This is a genomic window from Janthinobacterium sp. SUN211, assembly GCF_030587315.1.
Lineage (GTDB): Bacteria > Pseudomonadota > Gammaproteobacteria > Burkholderiales > Burkholderiaceae_D > Janthinobacterium > Janthinobacterium kumbetense.
Map to the genome: position 1 here is coordinate 12995 of NZ_JAPWIC010000005.1, position 25495 is coordinate 38489.

A 25495-nucleotide genomic window follows, 5' to 3' on the forward strand; every position below is an offset into this window, starting at 1 on the left:
GCTTAGAACCACGTTTCCACCTGGAAGCCGTACGAGGTGCCGCTGGTATTGTTGTTGTAGATCGGGCCGCCGTTGTTCGACGCATTGACCGAGGCGGTGGCCGCATCGTTCCATTTGCCGTAGGTCACGAAAGCGCGCAGCTCAGGACGCGACCACAGGCCAGGACCGGCCGAGATCGTCGGGGCGATGGTCAGCTTGGTCAGGCGCTTGGCCGGCAGGCCGCCCGCTTGCGTCACGCGGTCCGTGCCCAGTTCGCCCACCAGCTTGAAATTGTCGGTGAATGCGTACACGGGACGCACGCCGACCGAGGTCCAGGTCGACGAACCCTTGGCGTTCGACTCGTCTTTTTGCCACAGGGCGACGAATTCCATGCCGAAGTTGGCCATTGGCTGGATCGCCATGTCATTGAAGATACGTGTGCGTTTCACGTCCGAACCGAAATTGGTGTCGCCCGAAGCGCCGAACTGCGCACCCTGGCCGGTGCCGGGACCGACGCCGTACTGCACGCCGAAGGTATTGCCGCCGCCAAACACTTTACCTTGACGGTGGAAGGCCGACAGCTGCCAGCCATTATTGCGCTTGCCAGTGGCGACGTCATCCTTGCCTTCGCCGATGATGTAGGTCGCGGCCAGGTCCAGGGTGCCGTTTTCATTGACGGGAATCTCGCCAAAGATGAAGTTCTGACGCACGGCCGATTTGGTGTTGACGCCGCCGTTCGGCAACGCGACCTTGACGTCGTTGTCCTTGAAGAAAGCATACGAGAATTTACCCGGGCCAGCGGGAATGCGGTCCAGGCCGGCGCCCGTGCCGTTCATATTGATGTATTGCAAGTCCAACATGTGGATGTCAGGACGGTAGTAGAAGCGTTTACCGATCCAGGCCGTGCCGCCGTTCAGGAAATCGAGTCCCTGCGCTTCGACGTAGGCCTTGACGATGCCCAGCTTGTTGTCGCCGAAATCCGAGTTTGGCGCGTAGGCGTTGACCCAGATGGTGGCCAGGTAGTTCACGCCGCCGGACTTGGCGACGGACTTGGTGTAGCCGAATTCCGTGTAGGCGTCGCACTCATTGCCCAGACGGTATTTCATGGTATTGCCACCCAGGCCGAAGCAGCCTTGCGAACCGCCGTCGCCCGACGTATTGCTGCCAGCGCCGGCGCGCAGGTAGCCGTGGAAGCCTTCGGAGTCGGATGGGTACATCGGGTCGGCCATGGCGGAAGCGCTGGCGATGGCGAGGAGCAGGGCAGGCAAGGTTTTCAAGGCAGTGCGGTTCATGCGGTCTCCAGAAAAATGTAGGTGGTAGCGGTGGCGCCCCGGAAGGCTGTCACCGCACACGGTCTAATGCCGAAAACCAAGTCTAGCAGCGCTTTTTTAACCACCCTGATACAAAACGAACAAGTGACGATACTTTCTTTCAAAGTGTTGTTTTTATCCAATGTCGATACTCTTGCGCATAGTGGGCTTGCAAAGGAGTATCGAATTGCGGTTTTGGAGTATCAGAAAGTATCAAAGTCTGGTGCTACATTGTGGTCGTGGTGCTAAGTACCTGAGCATTGCCAACGACAAAAAACACTGGAGACACACAATGAAACGTTCCGCCATTGCCGCGCTGTGCGCCGGCTTCCTCAGTTCGTCCGCCTTCGCCGCAACCGACCTCGTCATCGCCACCGTCAACAATGGCCACATGATCGAAATGCAAAAGCTCAGCAAGTTCTTCGAGCAGGCCAATCCCGACATCAAGCTCAAATGGGTGACCCTGGAAGAGGGCGTCTTGCGCCAGCGCATGACCACCGATATCGCCACCAAGGGCGGCCAGTTCGACGTGATGACCATCGGCCTGTATGAAACGCCCATCTGGGGCAAGAAAAACTGGTTGATCCCTATCAAACCGGACGCCAAATACGATATCGACGACTTGCTGCCCGCCATACGCGAAGGCCTGTCCGGCGACGGCAAGCTGTACGCGTCGCCGTTCTATGGCGAAAGCTCGATGATCATGTACCGCAGCGACCTAGTCAAAAAGGCGGGCGTGACGATCGAGGACCGTCCTTCCTGGAACCAGTTGCGCGACGTGGCGGCCAAGCTGCACGATCCGGCCAACGGCGTGTACGGCATCTGCCTGCGCGGCAAGCCGGGTTGGGGCGACAACATGGCGCTGATCACCACCATGGCCAATTCCTATGGCGGCCAGTTGTTCGATATGCAATGGAAGCCGCAATTTACCAGCAAGCCGTGGAAAGACGCGGTCAATATGTATGTCGACCTGATGAAGAAATACGGCCCGCCGGGCGCGGCCGCCAACAGCTTCAATGAAAACCTGGCGCTGTTTAACCAGGGCAAGTGCGGCATCTGGATCGACGCGACCATCGCCGCTTCCTTCATCACCGACCCCAAGCAAAGCAAGGTGGCCGACAAGGTGGCGTTCGCCCAGTCGCCCGTGGGCGTGACGGAGCGGGGCGCCAACTGGCTGTGGATCTGGTCGCTTGCCATCCCGTCCAGCTCGAAGCACCCGAACGAGGCGCAGCGCTTCATCAACTGGGCCACCTCGCCCGACTACGTGAAACTGGTTGCCAAGGAAACGAGCTGGGCCAACGTGCCGACTGGCACGCGCAAGTCGACGTATGCGAGCCCCGAATTCCAGAAAGTGGCGAAGTTTGCCGCCGCCGAAGGCAAGGCCCTGGCCACCACGCGCGCCGTGCAAAGCACCTTGCCGCCGTCGCCGTACGTGGGCGTGCAATTTGCGTCGATTCCCGAATTCCAGGTGATCGGCGTGGCGGCCGGCCAGCAGATGGCGGCGGCGCTGCTGGGCAAGGTGACGGTGGACCAGGCGCTGGAATTGTCGCAGCAGACGGCTGAAAGAGAAATGCGCAAAGGCGGGTACTACAAATAAGACGTCTCCGGTCTTGCTGTGCCATTTGCTTTGTCAACAGGTGATGTGATCGGCCTTGCTGTTCAGCGGGCCGTCACTCCCTCACGTCCCAAGAGTATCCTATGAAACGCATTATCCCCCGGACTTTGCTGACGCCGGCCGTGGTCTCCGTCTCCGTCATTTCCGTGATCCCGCTGCTGATCACCCTGTATTACTCGTTCGTGCGTTATTCCATGCTCGATCCCAGCGGCCATCCTTTCCATGGCCTGGCCAATTTCCACTTTTTCTTTACGGATGCCTCGTTCCTGCCGGCCCTGCAGAACACGTTTACCCTGCTGTTTTCCGTCATGCTGATCACGGTGGTGCTGGGCACGGCGCTGGGCTTGCTGATCAATGAAGCGTTTCCGGGGCGCGCCGTCGTGCGCGTGCTCTTGATTTCGCCGTTCCTCGTCATGCCGGCCGTCAATGCCCTGATGTGGAAGAACATGCTGCTCAACCCGATCTACGGCCTGTTCGCGCAGATCAGCCTGTTCTTTGGCGCCACGCCCGTCGACTGGCTGTCGGCCCACCCCCTGTTTTCCATCATCATGATGGTTTCGTGGCAATGGCTGCCGTTTGCCTGCCTGATCTTCATGACGGCGCTGCAATCGATGGACCGGGAACAGCTGGAAGCGGCCCGCATGGATGGCGCCACGTATCTGCAGCAGTTGCGCTACCTCTACATTCCCCACCTGGGACGCGCCGTCTCGGTGGTGCTGATGATCGAAATGATCTTCTTGCTGTCGATCTTTGCGGAAATCTTTACCACCACGGGCGGCGGTCCCGGCTTCGACACGACCACCATCACTTTCATGATTTACCAGCAGGCACTGCTGTCCTATGACGTGGGAGCGGCCTCGGCCGGCGCCCTGTTCGCCGTGCTCATCGCCAACATCGCCGCCTTCTTCCTGATGCGCGTCATCGGCAAGAATCTGTCGAAATAAGGAGACCTTGATGCATAGCAAACTTAACTTATATGGCCGCACGGCTGCCGCCTGGCTGTTCGCGCTGCTGCTGTTCTTCCCCATCTTCTGGCTGGGCCTGATGGCCTTCAAGACGGAAGGGCAAGCCATTTCCACGCCGCCGCTGCTGTTCTTCACGCCGACGCTCGACAGCTTCCGCGAAGTGCTGGCGCGCGACAATTACTTCGGCTACGCGTGGAACTCGCTGTTTACCAGCGTGCTGTCGACGGCCATCGGCCTCCTGATTGCCATCCCGGCCGCGTATTCGATGGCTTTCTTTCCCACGGGCGGCACCATCGGCTTGCTGAAATTCATGCTCAGCTCGCGTTACATGCCCGGCGTGGGCGCCTTGATGCCGATCTATATCTGCTACCAGTACTTCGGCCTGCTCGACACGCGCATCGGCCTGACCATCATGTTCATGCTGATGAATTTGCCCATCATGATCTGGCTGTTGTACACGAGCATGAAGGAGTTGCCGCGCGAAATCCTGGAAGCGTCGCGCATGGATGGCGCCACCGTGTGGGACGAATTCCGCCACGTCGTGCTGCCCCTGTCCGTGGGCGGCATCGCTTCCACGGCCCTCGTGTGCATGGTGTGGTCGTGGAATGAATCGTTCTGGTCGCTGAACCTGGGCGCGTCCAACGCGGGCACCCTGGCCTGGCTCATCGCTTCATATTCCAGCCCGGAAGGCTTGTTCTGGGCGAAATTGTCGGCCGCTTCCCTGATGGCCATCGCGCCCATCATGGCGCTGGGCTGGTTCTGCCAGAAGCAGTTAGTCCAGGGTATGACCTTTGGCGCAGTCAAATAAACTACAGAATAGAGACACACATCATGGCTTACCTTCAACTGAGCAATATCGAGAAATTCTTTGGCGAGCACCGCGCCATCAAGGGCATCGACCTGGAGATCCGGCAGGGCGAGTTCGTCGTCTTCGTGGGACCTTCGGGTTGCGGTAAATCAACCTTGCTGCGCCTGATCGCGGGCCTCGAACCGATCGACGGCGGCAAGCTGTCGCTCGACGGGCGCGACATCACGGCGCTGCCATCGTCCAAGCGTGACCTGGCGATGGTGTTCCAGTCGTATGCGCTGTACCCGCACATGACGGTGTTCCAGAACATGTCGTTCGCGCTGAAACTGGCCGGCGTCGATCCGGCCATCATCCGCGAAAAAGTCGACAAGGCGGCCGCCATCCTCGACCTGGGGAAATACCTGGAACGCACGCCCAAAGAATTGTCGGGCGGGCAGCGCCAGCGCGTGGCCATCGGCCGCGCCATCGTGCGCGACCCGAAAGTGTTCTTGTTCGATGAACCGTTGTCCAACCTCGACGCGGCCCTGCGCGTGCAGACGCGCATCGAGATCGCCAAGCTGCACCGCGAGCTGGGCGCCACCACCATCTATGTCACGCACGACCAGGTCGAGGCGATGACCCTGGCCGACCGCGTGGTGGTGCTGCGCGACGGGCAGATCGAGCAGCATGGCTCGCCCCTGGAACTGTACGACCGTCCCGCCAACCGCTTCGTCGCGCAATTCATCGGCACGCCCAGCATGAACGTGGTGCCGGCCGACGCGGCGCCGCAGCTGCTGGCGCAGGCGGGCAGCGCGGCGCAGGCCGATGGTTTTGTCGGCATCCGCCCCGAGCACGTGCACCTGGGGGCGGCACAGCCGGGCAGCGTGCCCGTCACCGTCGACCTGGTCGAATCGCTGGGCGTGGAAACCCTCACCTATGTGCGCCTGCCGAACAATGTGCAGCTGGTGTCGCGCGGCGCGGAGCGCAGCAGCCTGCAGCCGGGCCAGCAGACGCACCTGACGTTCGAGCCGGGCTTCGTGCATTATTTCGACCGCGCCGGCAAGACCTACGCGGCAGCGAAAGGAGCGCTGTAATGGACGCCATCGCCTTGAACCAGGCAAACCTGGCAACGCTGCCAGGGACCGTGGCCGTGCCAGCGTATGCGCGCGGCGCGCTCGTGCCCAGCATCGTGCATATCGGCGTGGGCGGTTTTTTTCGCGCCCACCAGGCCGTGTACCTCGACGACTTGCTGGCGCTCCAAGGCCAGGAGCATGCGCAGTGGGGCTATTGCGGCGTGGGCTTGCTGGCGCATGACGCGGCCATGCGCGACGCCATGCAGGCGCAGGATGGCTTGTACACGGTGGTCGAGCGCAGCGCGGCCGGCGATAGCGCGCGCATCATCGGCAGCATCGCCGAATACCTGTATGCGCCCGACGAGCCGCAAGCCGTGCTGGATAAGCTGGCCGACCCTGGCACGCGCATCGTCGCGCTGACCATCACGGAAGGCGGCTACTACGTGAACCAGGGCACGGGCGAGTTTGACGCCGGTCATGCCGACATCGCGTACGAACTGGCGCACCCGGAGGCGCCGCGCTGCTCGTTCGGCTACCTGGCCGCGGCGCTGGCCCTGCGCCACCAGCGGGGCCAGGCGCCGTTTACCATCATGTCCTGCGATAACCTGCAAAACAATGGCGACGTGACGCGCAAGATGCTGCTGGCCTTTGTCACCCTGCGCGACGTGGAGCTGGCGCGCTGGCTGGCCACGCACGGCAGCTTCCCCAACAGCATGGTCGACCGCATCACGCCGGCCACCACGGACGAACACCGGGCGCTCGTGCGCGAGACCTTCGGCATCGTCGACGCCTGGCCCGTCGTGTGCGAGCCGTTCCGCCAGTGGGTCATCGAAGACGAATTCCCGCAGGGCCGTCCCGCCTGGGAAAAAGTCGGCGCGCAGATGACGCACGACGTGCTGCCGTATGAAAAGATGAAGCTGCGCTTGCTCAATGCCAGCCACCAGGCCCTGTGCTACATTGGCATGCAGCTCGGTTACACGTTTGCGCATGAAGCGATGGGTGACCCTGGCATCCGCGCGCTCGTGCGCCGCATGATGGATGACGAGGTCACGCCCTTGCTCGGCGAAGTGGAAGGCATACATCTGGACAGCTACAAAGACACGCTGATCGAGCGCTTCTCGAATCCGGCCGTGCGCGACCAGCTGGCGCGCATCGGCACGGAAGGTTCGGCGCGCATCCCGAAATTCGTGCTGCCGTCCGTGCGCGAAGCGCTGGCGCAGGGCGGCGCCATCACGCTGCTGGCGTTTACCGTGGCATGCTGGTTCCGCTACCTGGAAGGCCACGACGAGCAGGGACGCGAGATGCCTTTGAGCGATCCGTACGCGGCGCGCCTGCGTGCGCTGGCGCTGCAGGGCGGGGCGGACGCCGCGGCGCTGCTGTCCTTGCGCGAGCTGTTCGGCGACCTGAGCGACACACCGGCCTTCACGCAGGCGGTGGGGCAGTCACTGGCCAGCCTGTATGGGCTGGGCGCGCGCGCGGCGCTGGAACAGATCGTCGCCTGACGGGGGAGGGCGCGCCATGCAACGCAAGGCCGAATATCCGCAACCGCAGATGGAGCTGGAACAGCAGCGCGACGCCACGCCCGGCTTCGAACCGAAAGGCAGTTTCGGCTTCATCCGCTACCTGGAGCACGGCTTTCCGAATTCGCTGGTGCGCTGGCATTACCACGACGAGTATGAGCTGCACCTGATCGTCGAGAGCAGCGGCAAGGTGTTTGTCGGCGACTACATCGGCCAGTTCGCGCCCGGCCACCTGGTGCTGACGGGGCCGAGCGTGCCGCACAACTGGGTGTCACTCGGCACGCCGCCGGAAGGCGTGGCCTTGCGCGACATGGTGATCCAGTTTTCGCACGCGCCGCTGGCGTCGATGGCCGCCGCCATGCCCGAGTTGAAGGATATTTTCCCGCTGCTGCAGCGCGCCCTGCATGGCGTGGAATTCTTTGGCGTCAGCGAACAGTCGCTGCGGCGCTTCCGGCGCATCCGCGACAGCAGCGGCTTGCCGCGTCTGATCGAATTTTTGAGCCTGCTGGGCGAACTGGCGCAGACCAGCGACTACCAGCTGCTGTCGACGGTACCCATGCAGTCGAGCGACGACGACGTGGCCCTGGCGCGCATCAGCTCCGCCATCAACTTCATCGTGCACAATTACAGCAGCCAGTTTTCGCTGAAACAGCTGGCCGAGCAGGTGGACATGCCCGAGCGGACGTTTTCGCGCTTCTTTCGCCACGCCACGGGCAACAGCTTCACGGACTTCGTCAACCGCCTGCGCATCAACAAGGCGTGCCAGCTGCTGATGGAAACGGAGCGCTATGTCAGCAACATCTGCTACGAGGCGGGATTCAACAACGTGGCCAATTTCAACCGGCGCTTCCTGGAATTGAAGGGCATGACGCCGAAGGAGTTTCGCCAGCAGGCGCTGGGCCGTTTTGGCGAGTGAGGCTTTTTGAGGTACATTGGATGGCACAGGCGGGGACAGCCTGGGAGAGACGAGCATGGAACACCTGTGGCAGAAGGACAGCGAGCGCAAGGCGCCCGAACTGGAACGCGAAAGCTATGACGGCATCATCAACTACCTGGAACACGGCTATCCCAGCTCGCGCGTGCGCTGGCACTGCCACGAGGAATACGAGCTGCACCTGATCGTCGCCACCAGCGGGCGATTGTTCGTGGGCGACTATATCGGCGAGTTTTCGCCCGGCCACCTGGTGCTGACGGGCCCGCGCCTGCCGCACAACTGGATTTCCAACGTGATGCCGGAAGGCGGCGTGGCCCTGCGCGACATGATCGTGCAATTCGCCCACACGCCGCTGGCGGGCGCCGCGCGCGTCATTCCCGAATTGCGCGAGTTGCTGCCGCTGCTGGAACGCTCCAGCTATGGCGTGGAGTTTTTCGACATGGGCGCGGAAGCGGAGCGGCACCTGGCGCGCATCCGCGTCACGCATGGCGCCGAGCGCTTCGCCGAATTCGTGCAACTGATGAGCAAACTGGCGCGCACGGCCAATTACCGCTTGCTGTCGAGCGCCTCCCTGCGTTCGTACGACGACGATGCGACTCTGGCCAAGGTGAATTCCGTCCTCAACTACATCACGGACAATTACCGCGAGCCGATTTCGGCGGAAATGCTGGCCGAGCAGGTGGGCATGTCGCTGAGCAAATTCTCGCGCTTCTTCCGCAAGGCGACGGGCAACAGTTTTACGGATTTCATCAGCCGGCTGCGCATCAACAAGGCGTGCCAGCTGCTGATGGATACGGACCAGTATGTGTCGAACGTCTGCTACGACGTGGGCTTCCAGAACGTGGCCAACTTCAACCGCCGCTTCCTGCAGGTGAAGGGCGTCACGCCGAAGGAATTCCGGCGTCAGGCCGATGGCCGTTTTGGCGGCATCGGCGGGCCCGTGGCGGATATGCCACAGGCCTAGCCGCTGTCATTGCCTTGTCACTTTGATTAGTTATGCTCCACGGCTACTCCACCCACCTTAGCCGAGGAATGCATGAATACTGCCGTAACGCCGATCCCGAAACTGACCCTGTTGGCCATCGCCGCCGGCCTGGCCCTGGCCGCGTGCGGCGGCAGCGACAATCCGCCGGCGGAGCCTTCCAAGCCTGTGGCGCAGACGGGCGTGTTCCTCGATGGCGCGGTGGAAGGACTCGATTACGTGGCGGGCAGCGCGGCCAAGGCCAGCACCAATGCCAAGGGCGAATTCGTTTGCAATCCGGGCGAGACGGTCGCCTTCAGCGTGGGCGGTCTGGCCCTGGGCTCGGCGCCGTGCGGCGCCGTCGTCACGCCGCTGGCGCTGGCCGCCAGCACGAATGTGGCGGACGACAAGGTCGTCAACCGCCTGCTGGCGCTGCAATTGCTGGATGATGACAGCGATCCGTCGAACGGCATCAGGCTGACGGCCGAAGTGAAGGCTGCGCTGGCCGGCAAGACCCTGGACTTCGCCGCCGCCCCGGCAGCTTTCAACGCGGCCCTGGCCGCGCATCTGGCAACGGTGGGCGCGAAATTCGCCGGCCGCACGGTCGATGCGGAGCGCCGCGCCCTCGTGCGCGAGCATTTCGAAGACACCCTGGCCTCGAAAGCGGGCGCGCCCGTCAACGAAGCGCTGACGCAAGCCAATCCGGTGGGCGAAGTGAAAGTGACCGTGACGCGCTACCAGATCCAGGCGGCCGACAAATTCTACGTGCCGTACGAAGGTGCGAACGCGAAGATCAAGGGTGAATTCCCGAACGGCTTCCTGCCGTCGTACGGCTCGGGCCTGGCCTACAAGGGCAAGAATGCGGCCGGCGACCTGGAATTCTATGGCTTGACGGACCGCGGCCCGAACGGCGACGGCCCGCTGGTGCCCGATCCCTCGGGCAAGGGCACCATCGGCAGCAAGATCTTCCCGTCGCCCAGTTTTACTCCGTCGTTTGGCGTGATCACGGTGGGCAAGAACGGCGCCGTGCTGGCGTCGAGCACGCCGATCAAGGTGTCGGCTGCCGTCAACAGCTCGGGCTTGCCCGTGCCCGTGGGCGCGGTCGGCAATTCGGCCGAGATTCCCGTCATGGATGCGATGAAGTTCGATGCTAGCGGCAAGGCCGTCTTCAACGCGGGCGGCCTCGATTCGGAAGCCATCGTCGTCGATGCGAAGCGCAATGCGCTGTGGGTATCGGACGAATACGGCCCGTTCATCATCAAGATCGATGCGGCCACGGGCGTCATCCAGGCCAAGTACGAGCCGGGCAAGGGCTTGCCGGCGCTGTTCGCCAAGCGCCGCGCGAACCGCGGCATGGAAGGCATGACCCTCGACACGAGCAACGACAAGCTGTACGCCTTCCTGCAAAGCCCCTTGAGCGATGGCACGGCCATGTATTCGGTGACGAAGAAGGCGGAGCAGGTGGAGCGCTTCGCCCGCTTCACGCGCTGGATCGAATTCGACCCGGTGACGGGCACCAGCGGCAAGATGTATGCGTATCCGCTCAATGCGGCCGACTACCAGGATGGCCGCACGGGCAATGCCAAGCTGGGCGACATGGTGGCGCTGGGCGGCGGCAAGTTCCTCGTCATCGAGCAGGGCGCCGCGCCGTCGGGCAAGGTCTTCAACAAGCTGATGCTGGTCGAATTGAAGGGCGCCACGGACATTTCCGCCGCCGCCTTCAATGCGACGACGTCCGACCTGGAGAAGAGCAGCATGGGCGGTGCTGGCGTCAACGGCGCCGACTGGGCCGCCGTCACGCCGCTGAAGAAAACCCTGCTGCTGGACTTGAACGCCATCGGCTGGGCGGCGGAAAAGGCGGAAGGCCTGACCCTGATCGACGACTCCACCATCGCGCTGGCCAACGACAATGACTTCGGCCTGAAGACGAAGATCTTTGACGCGAATGGCGTGGAAGTCGATGGCGCTGACGTCACGAAGTGCACGGTCGATGCCAACGGCACCATCGTCACCAGCAGCGCGGCCGGCTGCAACGCGGCCAACACCATCCGCGTGGCGCGCGGCGACGACCGCGAGCGTCCTAGCCGCTTGTGGATCGTGAAGTTCGCCAAGGCGCTCAATACGTATTGATGGCGTATTGATTTGGCCTAATTGATGGATGAAAAAAAGCCGCACAGTGCGAATTGTGCGGCTTTTTTACGCTGGAACAGGCTTACTTTTTAGTGTAGGTGTTGAGCCAATCGAGCACCGTGTGATGCCACAGCAGCGAATTGGCCGGTTTCAGCACCCAGTGGTTCTCGTCCGGGAAGACCAGCAGCTTGCTCGGGATGCCCTGGCGCTGCAGCGCCGTGAAGGTGCCCAGGCCTTGCGCGGTAGGGATGCGGAAATCCAGGTCGCCCTGTACCACCAGCATCGGCGTCTTCCAGTTCTTCACGAAATTGACGGGGTTGAACTGTTCGTGCTTGGCCGGCGCGTCGTAGTACGGGCCGCCGTTTTCCCACTCGGTGAACCACAGTTCTTCCGTCGCGTAAGCCATGCCGCGGTTGTCGAACACGCCGTCGTGGTTGACCAGACACTTGAAGCCATCCGGCCAGTTACCGGCGATCCAGTTCATCATGTAGCCGCCGTAGGACGCGCCCAGCGCGCAGCTGCGCTCGCGGTCCAGCCACGGGAACTTCTTGGTGGCCGCTTCCAGGCCCTTCTGCAAGTCGACCAGCGGCTTGCCGCCCCAGTCGCCGCTGATGGAATCCGTGAATTTCTGGCCATAGCCGGTCGAACCGTGGAAGTCGATGAAGACGGTGGCGTAGCCGGCGCCCGCATACACTTGCGGGTTCCAGCGGTAGCTCCAGCTGTTGCCAAAGCTGCCTTGCGGGCCGCCGTGCACCAAAAAGGCGACCGGATATTTTTCGCCGGCCTTGGCGTTCCATGGCTTCATGACGTGGCCGTAGACGGTTTCGCCATTCGCACCCGCAAACGAGAACTGTTCATATTCGCCGAAACGCACGTCGGCCAGGGCCGCCGCATTCTGCTTCGTCAGCTGCACCATCGGCGCGTTTTCCGACTTCGCATCGAGCTTGCGCGTGTACAGCTGCGCGCCCGAGGCCAGGTTGGCTTGCGCCAGCACGATGGTATTGCCGCGCACGTCGAAGTCGCCCACGGCGCCCTTGCCCGTCAGCGCAGCGACCTTGCCGCTGGCCGCGTCGATGTGGAACAAGCGGTGCTGGCCCACGTCATCGGCGGCGACGAGGAAAGCCTTGCTGTCCGGCGTCCAGCGGAAGTCGGCCACGGAACGGTCCCAGTCATCGGCCAGGGTGCGCTTCTTGCCGGTGGCGACATCCATCAGCACCAGATGAAAACGGTCCGCTTCGAAGCCCGGCTTGGTCATGGCGACATAGGCCAGGGTGCGGCCATCGGGCGAGTAGGTGGCTTTCGCATCCCAGGCCGGATTGTCGGCCGTGAGGTTGCGCGGCGCCTGGCCGCCGGCGGCAGGAATCGTGTAGACGTCGAAGTTGGTCGACCACGATTCCGTGCGGCCGGCCACGCGCACGGAGAAGGCTACCGTCTTGCCGTCCGGGCTGAAGTGGTATTCGCCATTGTCGCCGAACGGTTTCGAGGGCGCGTCGCCGTCGAGGGTGCCGCTCAGGCTCACGGGCGCGGCGCTGACCTTGCCCGTGGCGTCGATCGGCGCCGAGTACAGCGCGTTGCGGCGGCCATCGGCCCAGGTATCCCAGTGGCGCACGAACATCTGGTCGTAGACCATGCCGCTGGCCTTGTTTTTCGCTTTGTCATCGAGGCGCTTCTTTGTGCAGGCGAGGTCCGCGCAATCGAGGAAGACGCCCATGCTGAAGGCCAGGCGGTCGCCCTGCGGCGACAGGCGGTAGGTGTCGACGTCCAGCGCCAGGTCGGTGACCTTGGCCGCTTCGCCGCCGTTCAGGGGCAGCTGCCACACTTGCGAGGAGCCGGAACGGCCGGACAGGAAGTAGATGGCGTCGCCGTTCGGCGACCATTGCGGGTCGCTGGAGCTCGCTTCGCCACGCGTGAGCTGGCGTGGCGCCGCGTTCGGCGCGCGCAGGTCGATCATCCACAGCTGCGTGTTGCCGCGGTTCTTGTCCAGGTTGGTGGTGCGCACCGTGTAGACGACGCGCGTGGCGTCCGGCGACAGCACGGGGCTGCCCACACGTTCCATGGCCACCATGTCTTCCACGGTGAAACCGCGCGGCGCGGCCAGGGCCGGCACGGCGGCGGTGGTGGCCATGGCGGCACTGAATGCTCCCAAGAGCAGCAGACGTAAACTCATTCAAACTCCCGATTTTTATGACGACGTTATCGATATGGTATTGATGTGGCCGGCTGTACCGCCGGCAGCCCGACATCATAGCAATAAAGACGCGCCTGCTGCGGGAGTTGACCGCCGGTTAGCCGGCCGGCACTGCCAGTTGGTCGAGCGCCACGTGGCCCAGGAAGCCGCCCTGGCTGGTGGCCGGCAAGCCGTCCTCGATGGCGTGGGCAAAGCGGATGCCGGGGTCCTGTTCCAGCGCCGCCAGCACGCGTGCCGTGTCCGGATAGTCTGCCAGGCGCGCCAGCTGCAGCGGTTCGGCCCAGCGCGCCGTGGCGGCCAGGTAGGCGTCGGCGATGGTGGGGCCGGTATCGGAAGCGAGCCAGGTGCGGCCGGCGAGCAGGCGCTCCAGGTGCGCCAGGCTTTTGTTGACCTTCTCGACGGCCATCTCGCGCCAGACGGCCGCGCGCGCGTCGGTTTCCGGCGCGTGCGATGCCTGGAAGGCGGGCATGAAGGCCGCGTGGAAGGTCGTGTGCAAAAAGGAGAGCACGCTGTTCAGGCGGTCGTATTGCGGCGTGCCCTGCGCAAACCCCAGGCCGCTATTGGGTGCGCGCGCGGCGATATGCAGCAGGATCGCCATGCTTTCCAGCAGCGGCGCGCCCGCGTGCGTGAGCAGGGCCGGCGTCTGGCCCAGGGGATTGATGGCGAGAAAGGCGGGATGCAGCTTGCTGGCCGGGTCGCGCGCTTCCACGCGGGCAAGTTGGTACGGCAGGCCGCTCCATTCGAGGGCGGCGATGGCGGCAAACGAGCAGCCGAACGGCACGCTGTAGATCAGGGTGGTTTCCATGCTGGAGCTCCGGTGAGATAAAAGAAGGGCAGTCTAATCGTGATGGTTACTATTTGGAAGAAGGCAGAATAATGTGGTATAGGTACATTTTTTATACCAGATGGAAAGCCAACCATGAAAGACAATGTCTCCGGCTGCGCCGTGGAAGAAGCCATGCGACTGCTGGGTGGGCGCTGGCGCATCGTGCTGCTCAGCTATCTGATGGCGGGGCCGAAGCGCTTCAGCGAAATCCGCCGCGCCGTGCCGAATATCTCGCAGCGCATGCTGACCCTGGACTTGCGCGCGCTGGAAGAGGCGGGCTTGCTGACGCGCACGATTTACGCGGAAGTGCCCGTCAAGGTGGAATACCGGCTGACGGACGAGGGCTTGCGCTTGCGGGAGCTGGTCGAGATGCTGCGCGCCATCGGCTTGCGCCTGCGCGGACAGGCGGATGGGGGTGGCGCCTTTCTCACGCCCGATGGCGATGATCATTCTCAATAGAAACAACTGTCTTTATGCAAAGTGCTAGACTGCCGGCCTTTGCTCACTACTCTCGATACCCATGCGCCTGACTTCCCTCGCCCTGACCGCCGCCGCCCTGTTTGCCGCCTTGCCGGCCCAGGCGGCCACCATGCCGACGCTCGAACAAATCCACGCCGCCGTGCAGGTGGGCGTGGCCAAGACCCGGGCCAAAATGCAATCGACTGTGACGGTACCGATCGCCGTCAAGGTCACCAGCTTGACCGGCTGCCAGGATTCGCAGGAAGTGCCGGGCGAAGTGGTGTGCCTGGTCGCCATGAGCGGGGGCATGCGCGATGCTTTCATGGTGCTGCCGTTGCGCAACGAGAACGGTACCTGGGTGGGCGTCGAGCGCAAGGATGCCAAGTTCGCGGGACCGTCGCCGGCCGAGGCGCAAGCCATGATACGCGCCTGGGCCAAGGAAGAAGTGGCGCGCAATCCGGAAGCGGCCAAGGATGTGCAGATGCAGGAAGCGCAGAGCACCATGCAAGTCAAGGCCATCAACGAGTGCGAGGTCAAGCGCAAGACGGGCTATCTGGTATGCGATACGGAATTGAGCGTGCCGAGCCGTCCGGAAGCCATCAAGACGGAACTGACCTTCATGCTGGAAAACGCCAACTGGCGCTACGTGCCGCGCTAAGCCGCCGCGTTGTTTGCCGCCGGGACAGTCACGCTGTTCCGGCACCGTTCCCGCCATCCCCCTGCGGCCACGCTGCCGCCTGCAATATTTGCAGATTCGCAAGGCAATTTCGCCAGTGAAAATTGCCGATTTAAATTAATAATTAGATATTAAAATTAATGTATCGGTGCAGATTGCCGCCGGCTTCCTGCCGCCTTGCATTTGCCCGCTTCCCCGTGCCTGCACGGGCTACCTTTGAGGATGTGACCATGCGACTCAATCTTCCCGTCAGCGATACCGAAATCAACCTGAGCGATACCGAGACCATCGTCTCGACTACCGACTTGCAAGGCAATATCACCTATGCCAACCCGTATTTCATCGCCGTCAGCGGTTACAGCGCGGAAGAATTGATCGGTGCGCCGCAGAACATCCTGCGCCATCCCGACATGCCGGTCGAAGCGTTTGCCGATTTCTGGGCCACCATCCGTTCGGGGCGCTCGTGGAGCGGCATGGTGAAAAACCGCTGCAAGAATGGCGATTACTACTGGGTGCTGGCGAACGTGACGCCGGTGGTGGAAGACGGCGTGGCCGTCGGCTACATGTCAGTGCGCACCAAGCCCACGCGCCAGCAGGTGGCGCAGGCCTCGGCCCTGTACGCGCGCATCAAGGCGGGGCAGGCCGACGGCATCGTCATCAGCCAGGGCGCGGCCGTGCGGACTGACTGGCTGGCCAGGTTCGCGCGCCTGCGTGACTTGCCGCTGGGCAAGCGCATCGGCTGGAACCTGGGCTTGCTGAGCCTGGTATTGCTGCTGCAACTGGCGTGGAATGCGGGCGTGCTGCCGGCCGGCGCGGCCGGCTGGCTGACGGGGCTGTCCGTGGCGGCCTTGGGCGCGACCCTGTATTTCTGGCACAGCCTGCACCGCGCCGTGCTGCAACCGTTGCAGCAGGCGCGCCAGGCTTGCGACGTGATGGCGGGCGGCGACCTGACGGGCGAGCTCGATACGACGCGGCGCGACGAGATGGGGCAACTGCTGCGCTCCCTGCGCCAGCTGCGCGTAAACTTGCATTCCATCGTCGGCGACGTGCGCGGCAATTTCTTGCGTATCAGCATGGCCAGCCAGGAAATCGCCGCCGGCAATATGGACTTGTCGGGCCGCACGGAAGCGCAGGCGTCAGCTCTGCAGCAGACGGCGTCGAGCATGGAACAGCTGGCGGCCACGGTGCAGCAAAACAGCGGCAACGCCGTGCAGGCCAGCGACATGGCGGGCAAGGTCCACGGCCTGGCCGGGCGCGGCGGCGAGATCGTCGGTCAGATGGTGAGCATGATGGCCGATATTGACGCTTCATCGAAGAAGATCGGCGACATTACGGGCATTATCGAAGGCATCGCCTTCCAGACGAATATCCTGGCCCTGAACGCGGCCGTGGAAGCGGCGCGCGCCGGCGACCAGGGGCGGGGCTTTGCCGTGGTGGCGGGCGAAGTGCGCAGCCTGGCCCATCGCAGCGCGGCGGCGGCCACGGAAATCAAGCAATTGATCACGGCGTCGTTGGCGCAGGTGCAGGCGGGCGCGAAGCTGGCCCAGCAGGCGGGCGCCAGCAGCGCCGAAATGCTGGGCGCCGTGCAGGGCGTGCACGGCATCATGGAAGAGATCGCCTCCGCTTCGCGCGAGCAAAGCCACGGCATCGGGCAAGTCAACATGGCCGTCACGCAGATGGATGAAGTGACGCAGCAGAACGCGGCGCTGGTGGAGGAGTCGGCGGCCGCCTCTGCGTCGCTGCAAGACCAGACCTTGCAGCTGGAGCAGGCGATGGCCTTGTTCAAGCTGGAACGGCGGCGCGGCGGCCAGGTAGGCTCCGCCACGCCCCCGCGCACGGGGGAGCGCCGGCGTGCTACAGCAGGCGCTCTGACAACGCCTTGAAGGGCACCTTGGGCACGAGAAAGGCAAACGGCTGGGAGACGGGCGGCAATTGCGCCAGCAAGCCGCAGTCGGCGCGCAAGGCTGTCAGCGCTTGCACTTGATCCAGATCAACGGGCAAGTCGATTTCGCCGAAGACCAGCTTGCCGTTGCGCGGCACGTGCGCGATGGCCGCATCCTGGCAGGCGAGGAAGGCGACGGCGTCGCGCCAGTTGCCGAACAGCGCTTGCCAGCCGGCATCGAGGGCATGGTCGGTTGCGATGTCCGCCTGCACGTCCAGCGATGGCGCGCTGCCGTTGCCGCTGGCAATGCTGCAGCGCGCTTGCGTGGCGCCGACTTCCAGCGTCATGCCGGCGGCCAGGTGGGTCGGAAGGATGTCGCTGAACAGCCGCGTGCCCAGCGCATGCGGCAAGCTGTCCATGATGTTTTTCAGAAAGTACACGCAGGGCACGGCCGGCGAGCCCGCTGGCGTGTGGTCCAGATATACACGCCAGTTGCTTTGCAATGGAGACGGCAGCATCCGGCGCAGGGGGCCGGGCAGGGCCGGGCCGAAATGCCCGTGACGGTAGGTCAGCACGGTAAATGGCGTCTTGCCGTCGCGCTGCCACAGGGTCACGCCGGCGGGCAGCAGTTGCTGCGCGGCAGCGGCGTCGACCAGCCAGCTCACGTAGACGACGTCGCGCACGTCGCTGTGCAGGGTCAGGAAGGGCAGGCGGGACATGATCGCCTGGCGTAGGTTGGCAAAGCGCGTGGAATTGGCGAGCGCGGCAAACAGGCGCCCCGGCCAGCCCGCGCGCGGGTGGCGGTAAGTGTTGTCTTGCAATTAGGAACTTTCGGGGTAGATACCGGGGGAATACGCTGATGCAAAAGCACCCGTCCACATCATCGCGAGCGGCAGCGATGTGTGGCCGAGACGCGCAGCTGTGCTGGAGCACAGCGAGCATCGCAGGCCGCACAGGGCGCCGCGCAGCCGATGTGGGCGGGCGTCACTATTATTGCATGTGCCAGCCGTGGCTCACGACGATCGATTGGCCGCTCAGGGCGTTCGACGGGAAAGCTGCCAGGAACACGGCCGTTTGCGCCACGTCTTGCGTGGTGGTGAATTCGCCGTCAATGGTGTCTTTCAGCATGACTTTCTTGATCACGTCTTCTTCGCTGATGTTCAGTTGGGCAGCCTGTTCGGGGATTTGCTTGTCGACCAGCGGCGTGCGCACGAAGCCGGGGCAGATGACGTTGGCGCGGATGCCATCCTTGGCGCCTTCCTTGGCCACCACCTTGGCCAGGCCCAGCAATCCATGCTTGGCGGCAACGTAGGCGCTCTTGAACGGCGAGCCTTCGTGCGAGTGCACGGAGCCCATGTAGATGATGGCGCCGCCGCGGCCCGCCTTGATCATTTCGCGCATGCAGGCGCGCGTGGTGAGGAAGGCGCCGTCCATGTGAATGGCCAGCATCTTTTTCCATTGATCGAACGGGTAGTCGACGACGGGGCTGATGATCTGGATGCCCGCATTGCTGATCAGGATATCGATGCCGCCGAAGTGGGCGGCGGCATCGGCCACGCCCTTGTCCACTTGTTCTTCGCTGGAGACATCCATGGCGACGGCAAACGCCTGGCCGCCCGACTGCTTGATTTCCTCGGCCGTCTTGCTGGCCGCTTCCAGGGCCAGGTCGGCGATGACGACCTTGGCGCCTTGTTTCGCGTATTCAATAGCCATTTCCTTGCCGATACCACTGGCGGCGCCGGTAATCAGTGCGACTTTGTCTTTGAGTTGCATATTAATCCTTTGCATTGCGGGTTGGAGTGATCGTGGAAAACCTGACTATGCCAGTATAGCCAGAAAACGCGCCGCGCATGCCCCGCGCACGCCTATGGGGCTTGCTGCCGGTCAAGCTGCCTCTCTTGCATTTCCTGCAAGCGCCAGGCGCCGGGATTGGTACCCGCCCAGGTGCGGAACGCGTGATTGAACGCGCTTTGCTCCTGGTAGCCGAGCAGGAAGGCGATGTCGACCAGCGACAAATCCGGCGCGCGCAGATAATCGCGCGCCAGGCCGTACCTGGCCTGGTCCAGCAAGGCCTGGAAGCTGGTACCCGCGTCGGCCAGCTTGCGCTGCAGGGTGCGCGGCGTGACGGCCAGTGCGGCGGCAACGGTGGCCAGCCGCGCCGACCCGTGGCGCAAGCCCGCGACGATGGCCGCGTGGACTTGCGCGTCGATGGCGCCGCCAGTGTCGGTTTCAGCCTGGCGCTGCGCCAGCAGTTGTTCCGCATGCTGGCACAGCACGGGGTACAGGCTGACGTCGGCGTTCGGCACGGGCCAGTCCAGCAATTGCGCATCGAAGGTGGCCGTGTTGGCGGGGGCATTGAAGGCGGGCAGGCTGCCCAGCACGCGCACATATTCGTCGCGGTGCGCCGCGTGGCGCAGCAGGTCGCCGCCGCCATCGTGCGTGAACGCCAGGCGGGCCGGCGGCAGCGGCATGCCCGCCAGCCAGTCGCCGCACACGCGGATGCCGGCAAAGACGCTGTCGACCAAGTGCCGGCTGGCGCCCGGGTAATTGCTTGCCCAGCGGTAGTGCGCGACGGCGCCGTCGCGCTGCAGGGTCGAGCGGCCCAGGTCGTGCGCCAGTCGTTCATAGCGGGCCGTCTGTTCCAGCGCCTGGCCCACGTTGCTGCAACTGAGCAATATCAAACCGTAGGCGCTGTAGGTGCCCATGCGCACGCGCTGGCCCACGTGCAGGCCGAAATGCGCATCGCCCGCCAGTTGCGCGCCCGCATCGAGCAGGCGCACGTAGTCGCACGCGGCCAGGCTGGCTGCGGACGCTTCCAGGCTGTGCGGCGCCACGCCGGCCGCCTGCGCTAGGGCGGCAACGGGGATGCCGTGCGCGCCGGCCGCTTCCAGCAGCGGCTGCAGATAGGCGCCGGCGACCCGGCCTTCAGTGCTTGTCATGATGGAACAATGCGATTGTCATGAAAAACCAATACCCTTGGCCTGTGGCGGCATATGCTGTTGAACAGGCAAGAACAGTATAGCAAGCCGCCGTGGCGCGCAACTGGCCGAACACAGGGGATGTCGATGCAACGCTGGAATGGCTGGGGAGACGAGAGCATCACGTATGCGCTGAGCGAGGACGCGCTGGCCTTCCTGGGCGAGCGCCTGGGGCCGGGCAGCGCCATCGACGACGCCACCTTCGACGACGCCTGCGCGCGGGTGCCTGCTTCGCGCCTGGCGCCGCATCCGCTGATCGACACCCTGCCTGCCACGCGCGTGCGCCATGCGCTCGGCCAAAGCCTGCCCGACTGGTTCAAATTGCGCCATGGCCGCATCGGCGCCGTGCCCGATGGCGTGGCCTTTCCCGACAGCGCGCTGCAGGTGCGCCAGTTGCTCGCGTATGCGCGCCAGGCGTGCATGGCCGTCATCCCGCACGGCGGCGGCACCAGCGTGGCCGGGCATCTGACGGTGGCGGCGGGACCGCGCCCCGTGCTGGCGCTCAGCCTCGTGCGCCTGTGCGCGCTGGGCCACCTGGACCGCGAGGCGCAGCTGGCCACGTTCGGCGCGGGCGTGTATGGCCCCGACCTGGAAGCGCAGTTGCGCGCGCATGGCTACACCCTGGGCCACTATCCGCAATCGTTCGAGTATTCGACGCTGGGCGGCTGGATCGCCACGCGCTCGTCGGGCCAGCAATCGCTGCGCTATGGCCGCATCGAGCAGCTGTTTGCGGGCGGCGAAGTGGAAACGCCGGCCGGCACCCTGAGCATCCCCACGTTTCCCGCTTCGGCGGCCGGCATCGACCTGCGCGAAATGGTGCTCGGCTCCGAGGGCCGGCTGGGCATCGTGACGCAGGCGACGGTGCGCGTCTCGCCGCTGCCGCCGTATGAAGCATTCCACGCCGTGTTTTTCGCCGACTGGGGCCAGGCGCAAGCGGCCGTGCGGGCGCTGGCCCAGTCGCGCCTTCCGCTGTGCATGCTGCGCCTGTCGAATGCGCTCGAAACGCAGACCATGCTGACCCTGGCCGGGCACAAGAAGCTGGTGGGACTGCTGGAGCGCTATCTGTCGCTGCGCGGCTGCGGCGAAGGCAAGTGCATGCTGATGCTGGGCGTCAGCGGCGAAACCGGGCCGGCGCGCGCGGCCCTGCGCGGCGCCCTGTCGCTGGCGCGGCGGCACAAGGGCGTGCACGTGGGGCGGCACATGGGCGACAAATGGAAGCAGGGGCGCTTTCGCAACGTCTACCTGCGCAACGGCGCGTGGGAACACGGCTATGTCATCGATACGGTGGAAACGGCCGTCGACTGGCCGCGCGTCACGGCGATGATGGCGGCGCTGGAGCAGGCGGGCACCAAAGCGCTGGCGCGGCATGGCGAGCAAGTGCATGCGTACACGCATTTGTCGCACGTGTACGCGCAGGGCGCCAGCGTCTACACCACATATGTGTACCGGCTGGCGCCCACCTTCGAGGAAAACATGGCGCGCTGGCGCAATCTGAAGGATGCGGCCAGCGCCGCCATCGTCGCCCATGGCGGCACCATCAGCCACCAGCATGGCGTGGGCACGGATCACGCGCCATGGCTGGCGGCGGAAAAGGGAGAGCTGGGCATCGCCGCCATGCGCGCGCTGCTGCGCCAGTTCGACCCGCAGGGCATGATGAATCCCGGCAAACTGCTGCCTGAAGCGGGAGGCGGCTTGTGAACGCGGCCCCGCGCAGGGTGGATTTGCCTGACGTCCTGGCGCGCGAGTGGGACATCTTGATCGTCGGCGGCGGCATCACGGGCGCCGGCATCCTGCTGGAAGCGGCGCGGCGCGGCTTGACGGCGCTGCTGGTGGAGCAGCGCGATTTCGCCTGGGGCACGTCGAGCCGCTCCTCGAAGCTGGTGCACGGCGGCTTGCGCTACCTGAAGCAGGGACAGTTCGCGCTGACGCGCGAGTCGGTGCATGAGCGGCAAGCCTTGCTGACGGATGCGGCGGGGCTGGTCGAGCCGCAGGGCTTTGCCTTTGGCGATTACACGGGCCGGAAGCCGGGCCGGCGCCAGTTCATGCTGGGCCTGGCCATCTATGACGTGATGGCGGGCCGGCGCGCGCGCCGCTATGTCGATGCGGCGGATTTCGCCATGCTGGCGCCGCATGTCAACCGCGATGGACTGCGGGGCGGCATGTTGTACCAGGACGCCAAGACGGACGATGCGCGCCTGGTGCTACGCGTGCTGCAGGAGGCGCGCCGCCATGGCGGCGTGGCCGTCAATTACCTGGGCGTGGCATCGCTGCTGCGTGACGATGGCAAGGTCGCCGGCGCCACCTTGAACGATGCGGTCGATGGCAGGGCACTCACAGTGCGCGCGCGCCTGGTGATCAGCGCCACGGGCGCCTGGGCCGACGGCTTGCGCGGCCAGGTGGGAGAACAGCCGAAACTGCGGCCCCTGCGCGGCAGCCATCTGCTGCTGCCGGCCTGGCGTTTGCCGCTGGCGCAAGCCGTCAGCCTGATGCACCCGCGCGATGGCCGCCCCGTGTTTGCGTATCCCTGGGAGGGCGTGACCCTGGTGGGCACCACCGATGTCGACCATGGCGCCAGCCTGGACCTGGAGCCGGCCATCACGCGCGGCGAACTCGATTATCTGCTGGCGGCGCTGCGCTGGCAGTTTCCGCAGCTGGCGCTGGGCGAAGACGATGTGCTGGCCACGTTTGCCGGCGTGCGCCCCGTGATCGACAGCGGCCAGCTTGACCCGTCGAAGGAAGCGCGCGAACATGCGCTATGGCTGGAAAACGGCTTGCTGACGGTGGCGGGCGGAAAATTGACGACGTTTCGCGTGATCGCCCTCGACGCCTTGCGCCGCGCCGCGCCGCTGCTGCCGGGCTGGCAGGCGGATTTGCGCCCCTTGCCGATCTTTGACCCGTCGCCGCCCTTGTCGGGCAAGGCCTTGGCGCTCGATGGCGAGCAGCGCGCACGCCTGCTGGGCCGTCATGGCGCGGCCGCGCAAGCGCTGTGCGATGCGGCGCAGGAGGGCGAACTGGCGCCGGTTCCCGGCACGCAGACTTTATGGGCGCAGCTGCGCTGGGGTGCGCGCAACGAGGACGTGCAGCACCTGGACGACTTGCTGCTGCGGCGCACGCGCCTCGGTTTGCAGCTGGCCGGCGGCGCGCTTGCTATCATGCCGCGCCTGCGCGCCATCTGCCAGCAGGAACTGGGCTGGGACGATGTGCGCTGGGAGGAAGAGCAGCAGCGCTACCTGACCCTGTGGCGCCGCCATTACAGCGTGCCGCGAGGCGCATGAAGCAACGATAAAAACTATAAAAGAGGAGAACATCATCGAGACCACCCTGTTTGGCCAGCCCCTGGCGCTGGGCGACGCCCGCATCACCTACGACAGCCTGTCGCCGCTGGACTTGCGCCAGCCCGTGGATGCCCTCGCCGACGATCTGGGCGAAGACCTGCTGCAAATCACGTGCGCGAATGGCGACATCGTCGACGTGGGCTGGTATCCGGCCTGGAATGCGCAGGGACGCTTGCGCGTGGTGGCCGTGCGGGGACAGGACTGGGACGCGCCCGTGTTCAGCGCGCAGCCAGACAAGGATCCGCAGGCGCTGCTGCAGGCGCTGCGCGCCGCGCTGGCCAGCGTGGCCTGAGCCATGACCTCCGCAGCGGGCGATGGCCCGTACATCCTCTCCATCGACAATGGCACGCAAAGCGTGCGCGCGCTGCTGTTCGACCGCGACGGCAAGCTGGCGGCCAAGGCGCAAGTCTTCCTGGAAGCGTATTACTCCGACCACCCCGGCTGGGCCGAGCACGATGCCGACGGCTACTGGCAAGCCGTATGCGAAGCGTGCCAGCAGCTGTGGCGCGGCACGGACATAGCCAAATCCTCGGTGGCCGGCGTGGCCGTCACCACGCAGCGCGGCACGGTGGTCAACGTGGATGAACATGGCGCACCATTGCGGCCCGCGATCACCTGGCTGGATCAGCGCAGCACGCGCGACATTCCCCGGCTGGCGCCATGGTGGCGCGCCGCCTTCCGCGCCACGCGCCTCGACGGCACGATACGCTACTTCCGCCGCGAGGCCGAGATCAACTGGATCAGCGCGCACCAGCCCGACATCTGGCGCCGCACGCACAAATTCCTGCTGCTGTCGGGTTTTCTGAACCACCGGCTCTGCGGAAAGTATATCGATTCGACGGGCTCGCAAGTGGCGTATATTCCCTTCGACTACAAGCGCCACGCCTGGGCCGGGCGCTTCGACTGGAAATGGCAGGCGCTGGCGATTCGACGCTCGATGCTGCCCGAGCTGGTAACGCCGGGCACGCGCATGGGCGCCATCACCAGGGCCGCCGCCGCGGCGACGGGCATCCTGGAAGGCACGCCCTTGCTGGCGGCGGCCGCCGACAAGGCGTGCGAGGTGCTGGGCGCCGGCTGCGTCGAACCGCACGTGGCGTGCCTCAGCTACGGCACCACGGCCACCATCAACACGACCAACCGCAAGTATGTGGAAGTGACGCGCTTCATTCCGCCGTATCCGGCCGCCATGCCGGGCGCCTACAGCACGGAAGTGCAGATATTCCGCGGCTACTGGATGGTCAACTGGTTCAAGGAGCAGTTCGGCGACCGCGAACGGGCGGCGGCCGCCGAAGACGGTGCGGGCTTGTCCGCCGAAGCGCTGTTCGACCGCCTGGTCGAGGCCGTGCCGCCAGGCTCCATGGGCCTGATGCTGCAGCCGTACTGGAGTCCCGGCATCAAGGTGCCGGGGCCGGAAGCGAAGGGCGCCATGATCGGCTTTGGCGACGTGCACACGCGCGCGCACATCTACCGCGCCATCCTCGAAGGACTCGCGTATGCGCTGCGCGAAGGCAAGGAGCGCATCGAGCAGCGCAGCGGCATCGCCATCACGGAGCTGCGCATCGCGGGCGGCGGTTCGCAAAGCGATGCGGCCATGCAGCTGACGGCCGACATCTTCGGCTTGCCCGCCGCGCGCGCCCACGTGTATGAAAGTTCGGGCCTGGGCGCGGCCATCGCCGCTAGCGTGGGCCTGGGCTGGCATGCGGACTTTCCCGCCGCCGTGCAAGCCATGACGCGCAAGGGCAAGGTATTCCAGCCTGATCCCGGGCACAGCAAGGTCTATGAAAAACTGTACCGGCGCGTGTACCGCAAGATGTATGCGCGGCTGCAGCCCCTGTACCGCGAAATCGCCGACATCACCGGCTATCCTGAAAAGTGAC

Annotated in this window: 21 protein-coding genes; 15 read left to right on the forward strand and 6 right to left on the reverse strand. The window is 64.7% G+C overall.

Going from position 1 to position 25495, the window contains the following annotated elements; genetic code table 11:
- Positions 1-2 precede the first annotated feature (2 nt).
- The gene (locus tag O3301_RS17435) at positions 3-1271 is read right to left on the reverse strand and encodes a carbohydrate porin (protein ID WP_305057007.1); all 1269 of its coding nucleotides are present in this window, start codon (positions 1269-1271) and stop codon (positions 3-5) included.
- A gap of 310 nt (positions 1272-1581) precedes the next feature.
- Between O3301_RS17435 and O3301_RS17440 the strand changes: the two genes are divergently transcribed.
- The 8 genes from O3301_RS17440 (at position 1582) to O3301_RS17475 (ending at position 11274) form a co-directional block, all read left to right on the forward strand.
- Positions 1582-2886 (forward strand): sugar ABC transporter substrate-binding protein, encoded by a 1305-nt coding sequence (locus tag O3301_RS17440; RefSeq protein ID WP_099664784.1) that lies wholly within the window; start codon positions 1582-1584, stop codon positions 2884-2886.
- Between the two features lie 101 nt (positions 2887-2987).
- Positions 2988-3848, forward strand: coding sequence for a carbohydrate ABC transporter permease (locus O3301_RS17445; protein WP_305057008.1), 861 nt, complete (start codon positions 2988-2990; stop codon positions 3846-3848).
- A 10-nt stretch (positions 3849-3858) separates the two neighbouring features.
- On the forward strand, positions 3859-4677 hold the full coding sequence (locus O3301_RS17450; protein WP_034777945.1) for a carbohydrate ABC transporter permease: 819 nt from the start codon (positions 3859-3861) through the stop codon (positions 4675-4677).
- A gap of 23 nt (positions 4678-4700) precedes the next feature.
- Positions 4701-5750, forward strand: coding sequence for an ABC transporter ATP-binding protein (locus tag O3301_RS17455; protein WP_305053420.1), 1050 nt, complete (start codon positions 4701-4703; stop codon positions 5748-5750).
- Positions 5750-7231, forward strand: a complete 1482-nt coding sequence (locus O3301_RS17460; protein WP_305057009.1) for a mannitol dehydrogenase family protein — start codon at positions 5750-5752, stop codon at positions 7229-7231. The genes O3301_RS17455 and O3301_RS17460 overlap by 1 nt, the downstream gene beginning before the upstream one ends.
- A 16-nt stretch (positions 7232-7247) precedes the next feature.
- A complete protein-coding gene (locus tag O3301_RS17465) occupies positions 7248-8165 on the forward strand; it encodes an AraC family transcriptional regulator (protein ID WP_305057010.1) in 918 nt (305 codons plus the stop codon).
- Positions 8166-8220: 55 nt separating this feature from the next.
- Positions 8221-9147, forward strand: a complete 927-nt coding sequence (locus tag O3301_RS17470) for an AraC family transcriptional regulator (protein WP_289906559.1) — start codon at positions 8221-8223, stop codon at positions 9145-9147.
- 72 nt (positions 9148-9219) lie between these two features.
- Positions 9220-11274 carry an esterase-like activity of phytase family protein gene (locus O3301_RS17475; protein ID WP_305057011.1) on the forward strand — a complete coding sequence of 685 codons (2055 nt, stop codon included), beginning with the start codon at positions 9220-9222 and terminating at the stop codon, positions 11272-11274.
- 82 nt (positions 11275-11356) lie between these two features.
- On the opposite strand, the gene O3301_RS17480 is transcribed toward O3301_RS17475, so the two are convergent.
- Together O3301_RS17480 and O3301_RS17485 are read right to left on the reverse strand one after the other, a co-directional pair.
- A complete protein-coding gene (locus O3301_RS17480; protein ID WP_369812207.1) occupies positions 11357-13441 on the reverse strand; it encodes a prolyl oligopeptidase family serine peptidase in 2085 nt (694 codons plus the stop codon).
- A 118-nt stretch (positions 13442-13559) separates the two neighbouring features.
- The gene (locus O3301_RS17485) at positions 13560-14267 is read right to left on the reverse strand and encodes a glutathione S-transferase family protein (protein ID WP_305057012.1); all 708 of its coding nucleotides are present in this window, start codon (positions 14265-14267) and stop codon (positions 13560-13562) included.
- Between the two features lie 114 nt (positions 14268-14381).
- On the opposite strand from O3301_RS17485, the gene O3301_RS17490 reads away from it, so the two are divergent.
- The 3 genes from O3301_RS17490 (at position 14382) to O3301_RS17500 (ending at position 17306) form a co-directional block, all read left to right on the forward strand.
- On the forward strand, positions 14382-14747 hold the full coding sequence (locus tag O3301_RS17490; RefSeq protein ID WP_099664775.1) for a helix-turn-helix domain-containing protein: 366 nt from the start codon (positions 14382-14384) through the stop codon (positions 14745-14747).
- Between the two features lie 61 nt (positions 14748-14808).
- Entirely contained in the window at positions 14809-15405 is a 597-nt protein-coding gene (locus tag O3301_RS17495; RefSeq protein ID WP_099380592.1) for a hypothetical protein, read from the forward strand.
- 248 nt (positions 15406-15653) lie between these two features.
- Entirely contained in the window at positions 15654-17306 is a 1653-nt protein-coding gene (locus tag O3301_RS17500; protein WP_305057013.1) for a PAS domain-containing methyl-accepting chemotaxis protein, read from the forward strand.
- On the opposite strand, the gene O3301_RS17505 is transcribed toward O3301_RS17500, so the two are convergent.
- The 3 genes from O3301_RS17505 to O3301_RS17515 all read right to left on the reverse strand — a co-directional run bounded on the left by O3301_RS17505 (position 17278) and on the right by O3301_RS17515 (position 20244).
- Positions 17278-18126: a DUF2071 domain-containing protein gene (locus tag O3301_RS17505; RefSeq protein ID WP_305057014.1), complete on the reverse strand. Its 849-nt coding sequence runs from the start codon at positions 18124-18126 to the stop codon at positions 17278-17280. The genes O3301_RS17500 and O3301_RS17505 overlap by 29 nt on opposite strands.
- Positions 18127-18295: 169 nt before the next feature.
- Positions 18296-19078 carry a 3-hydroxybutyrate dehydrogenase gene (locus O3301_RS17510; protein WP_034777971.1) on the reverse strand — a complete coding sequence of 261 codons (783 nt, stop codon included), beginning with the start codon at positions 19076-19078 and terminating at the stop codon, positions 18296-18298.
- Positions 19079-19170: 92 nt separating this feature from the next.
- Positions 19171-20244: an AraC family transcriptional regulator gene (locus O3301_RS17515; protein ID WP_305057015.1), complete on the reverse strand. Its 1074-nt coding sequence runs from the start codon at positions 20242-20244 to the stop codon at positions 19171-19173.
- A gap of 126 nt (positions 20245-20370) precedes the next feature.
- On the opposite strand from O3301_RS17515, the gene O3301_RS17520 reads away from it, so the two are divergent.
- The 4 genes from O3301_RS17520 (at position 20371) to O3301_RS17535 (ending at position 25494) form a co-directional block, all read left to right on the forward strand.
- Positions 20371-21981, forward strand: a complete 1611-nt coding sequence (locus tag O3301_RS17520) for an FAD-binding oxidoreductase (RefSeq protein ID WP_305057016.1) — start codon at positions 20371-20373, stop codon at positions 21979-21981.
- Positions 21978-23558 (forward strand): glycerol-3-phosphate dehydrogenase/oxidase, encoded by a 1581-nt coding sequence (locus O3301_RS17525; protein ID WP_305057017.1) that lies wholly within the window; start codon positions 21978-21980, stop codon positions 23556-23558. The genes O3301_RS17520 and O3301_RS17525 overlap by 4 nt, the downstream gene beginning before the upstream one ends.
- 124 nt (positions 23559-23682) lie before the next feature.
- Entirely contained in the window at positions 23683-23910 is a 228-nt protein-coding gene (locus tag O3301_RS17530; protein ID WP_289911874.1) for a hypothetical protein, read from the forward strand.
- A 3-nt stretch (positions 23911-23913) separates the two neighbouring features.
- Positions 23914-25494: an FGGY-family carbohydrate kinase gene (locus O3301_RS17535; RefSeq protein ID WP_305057018.1), complete on the forward strand. Its 1581-nt coding sequence runs from the start codon at positions 23914-23916 to the stop codon at positions 25492-25494.
- Position 25495: the final 1 nt, after the last annotated feature.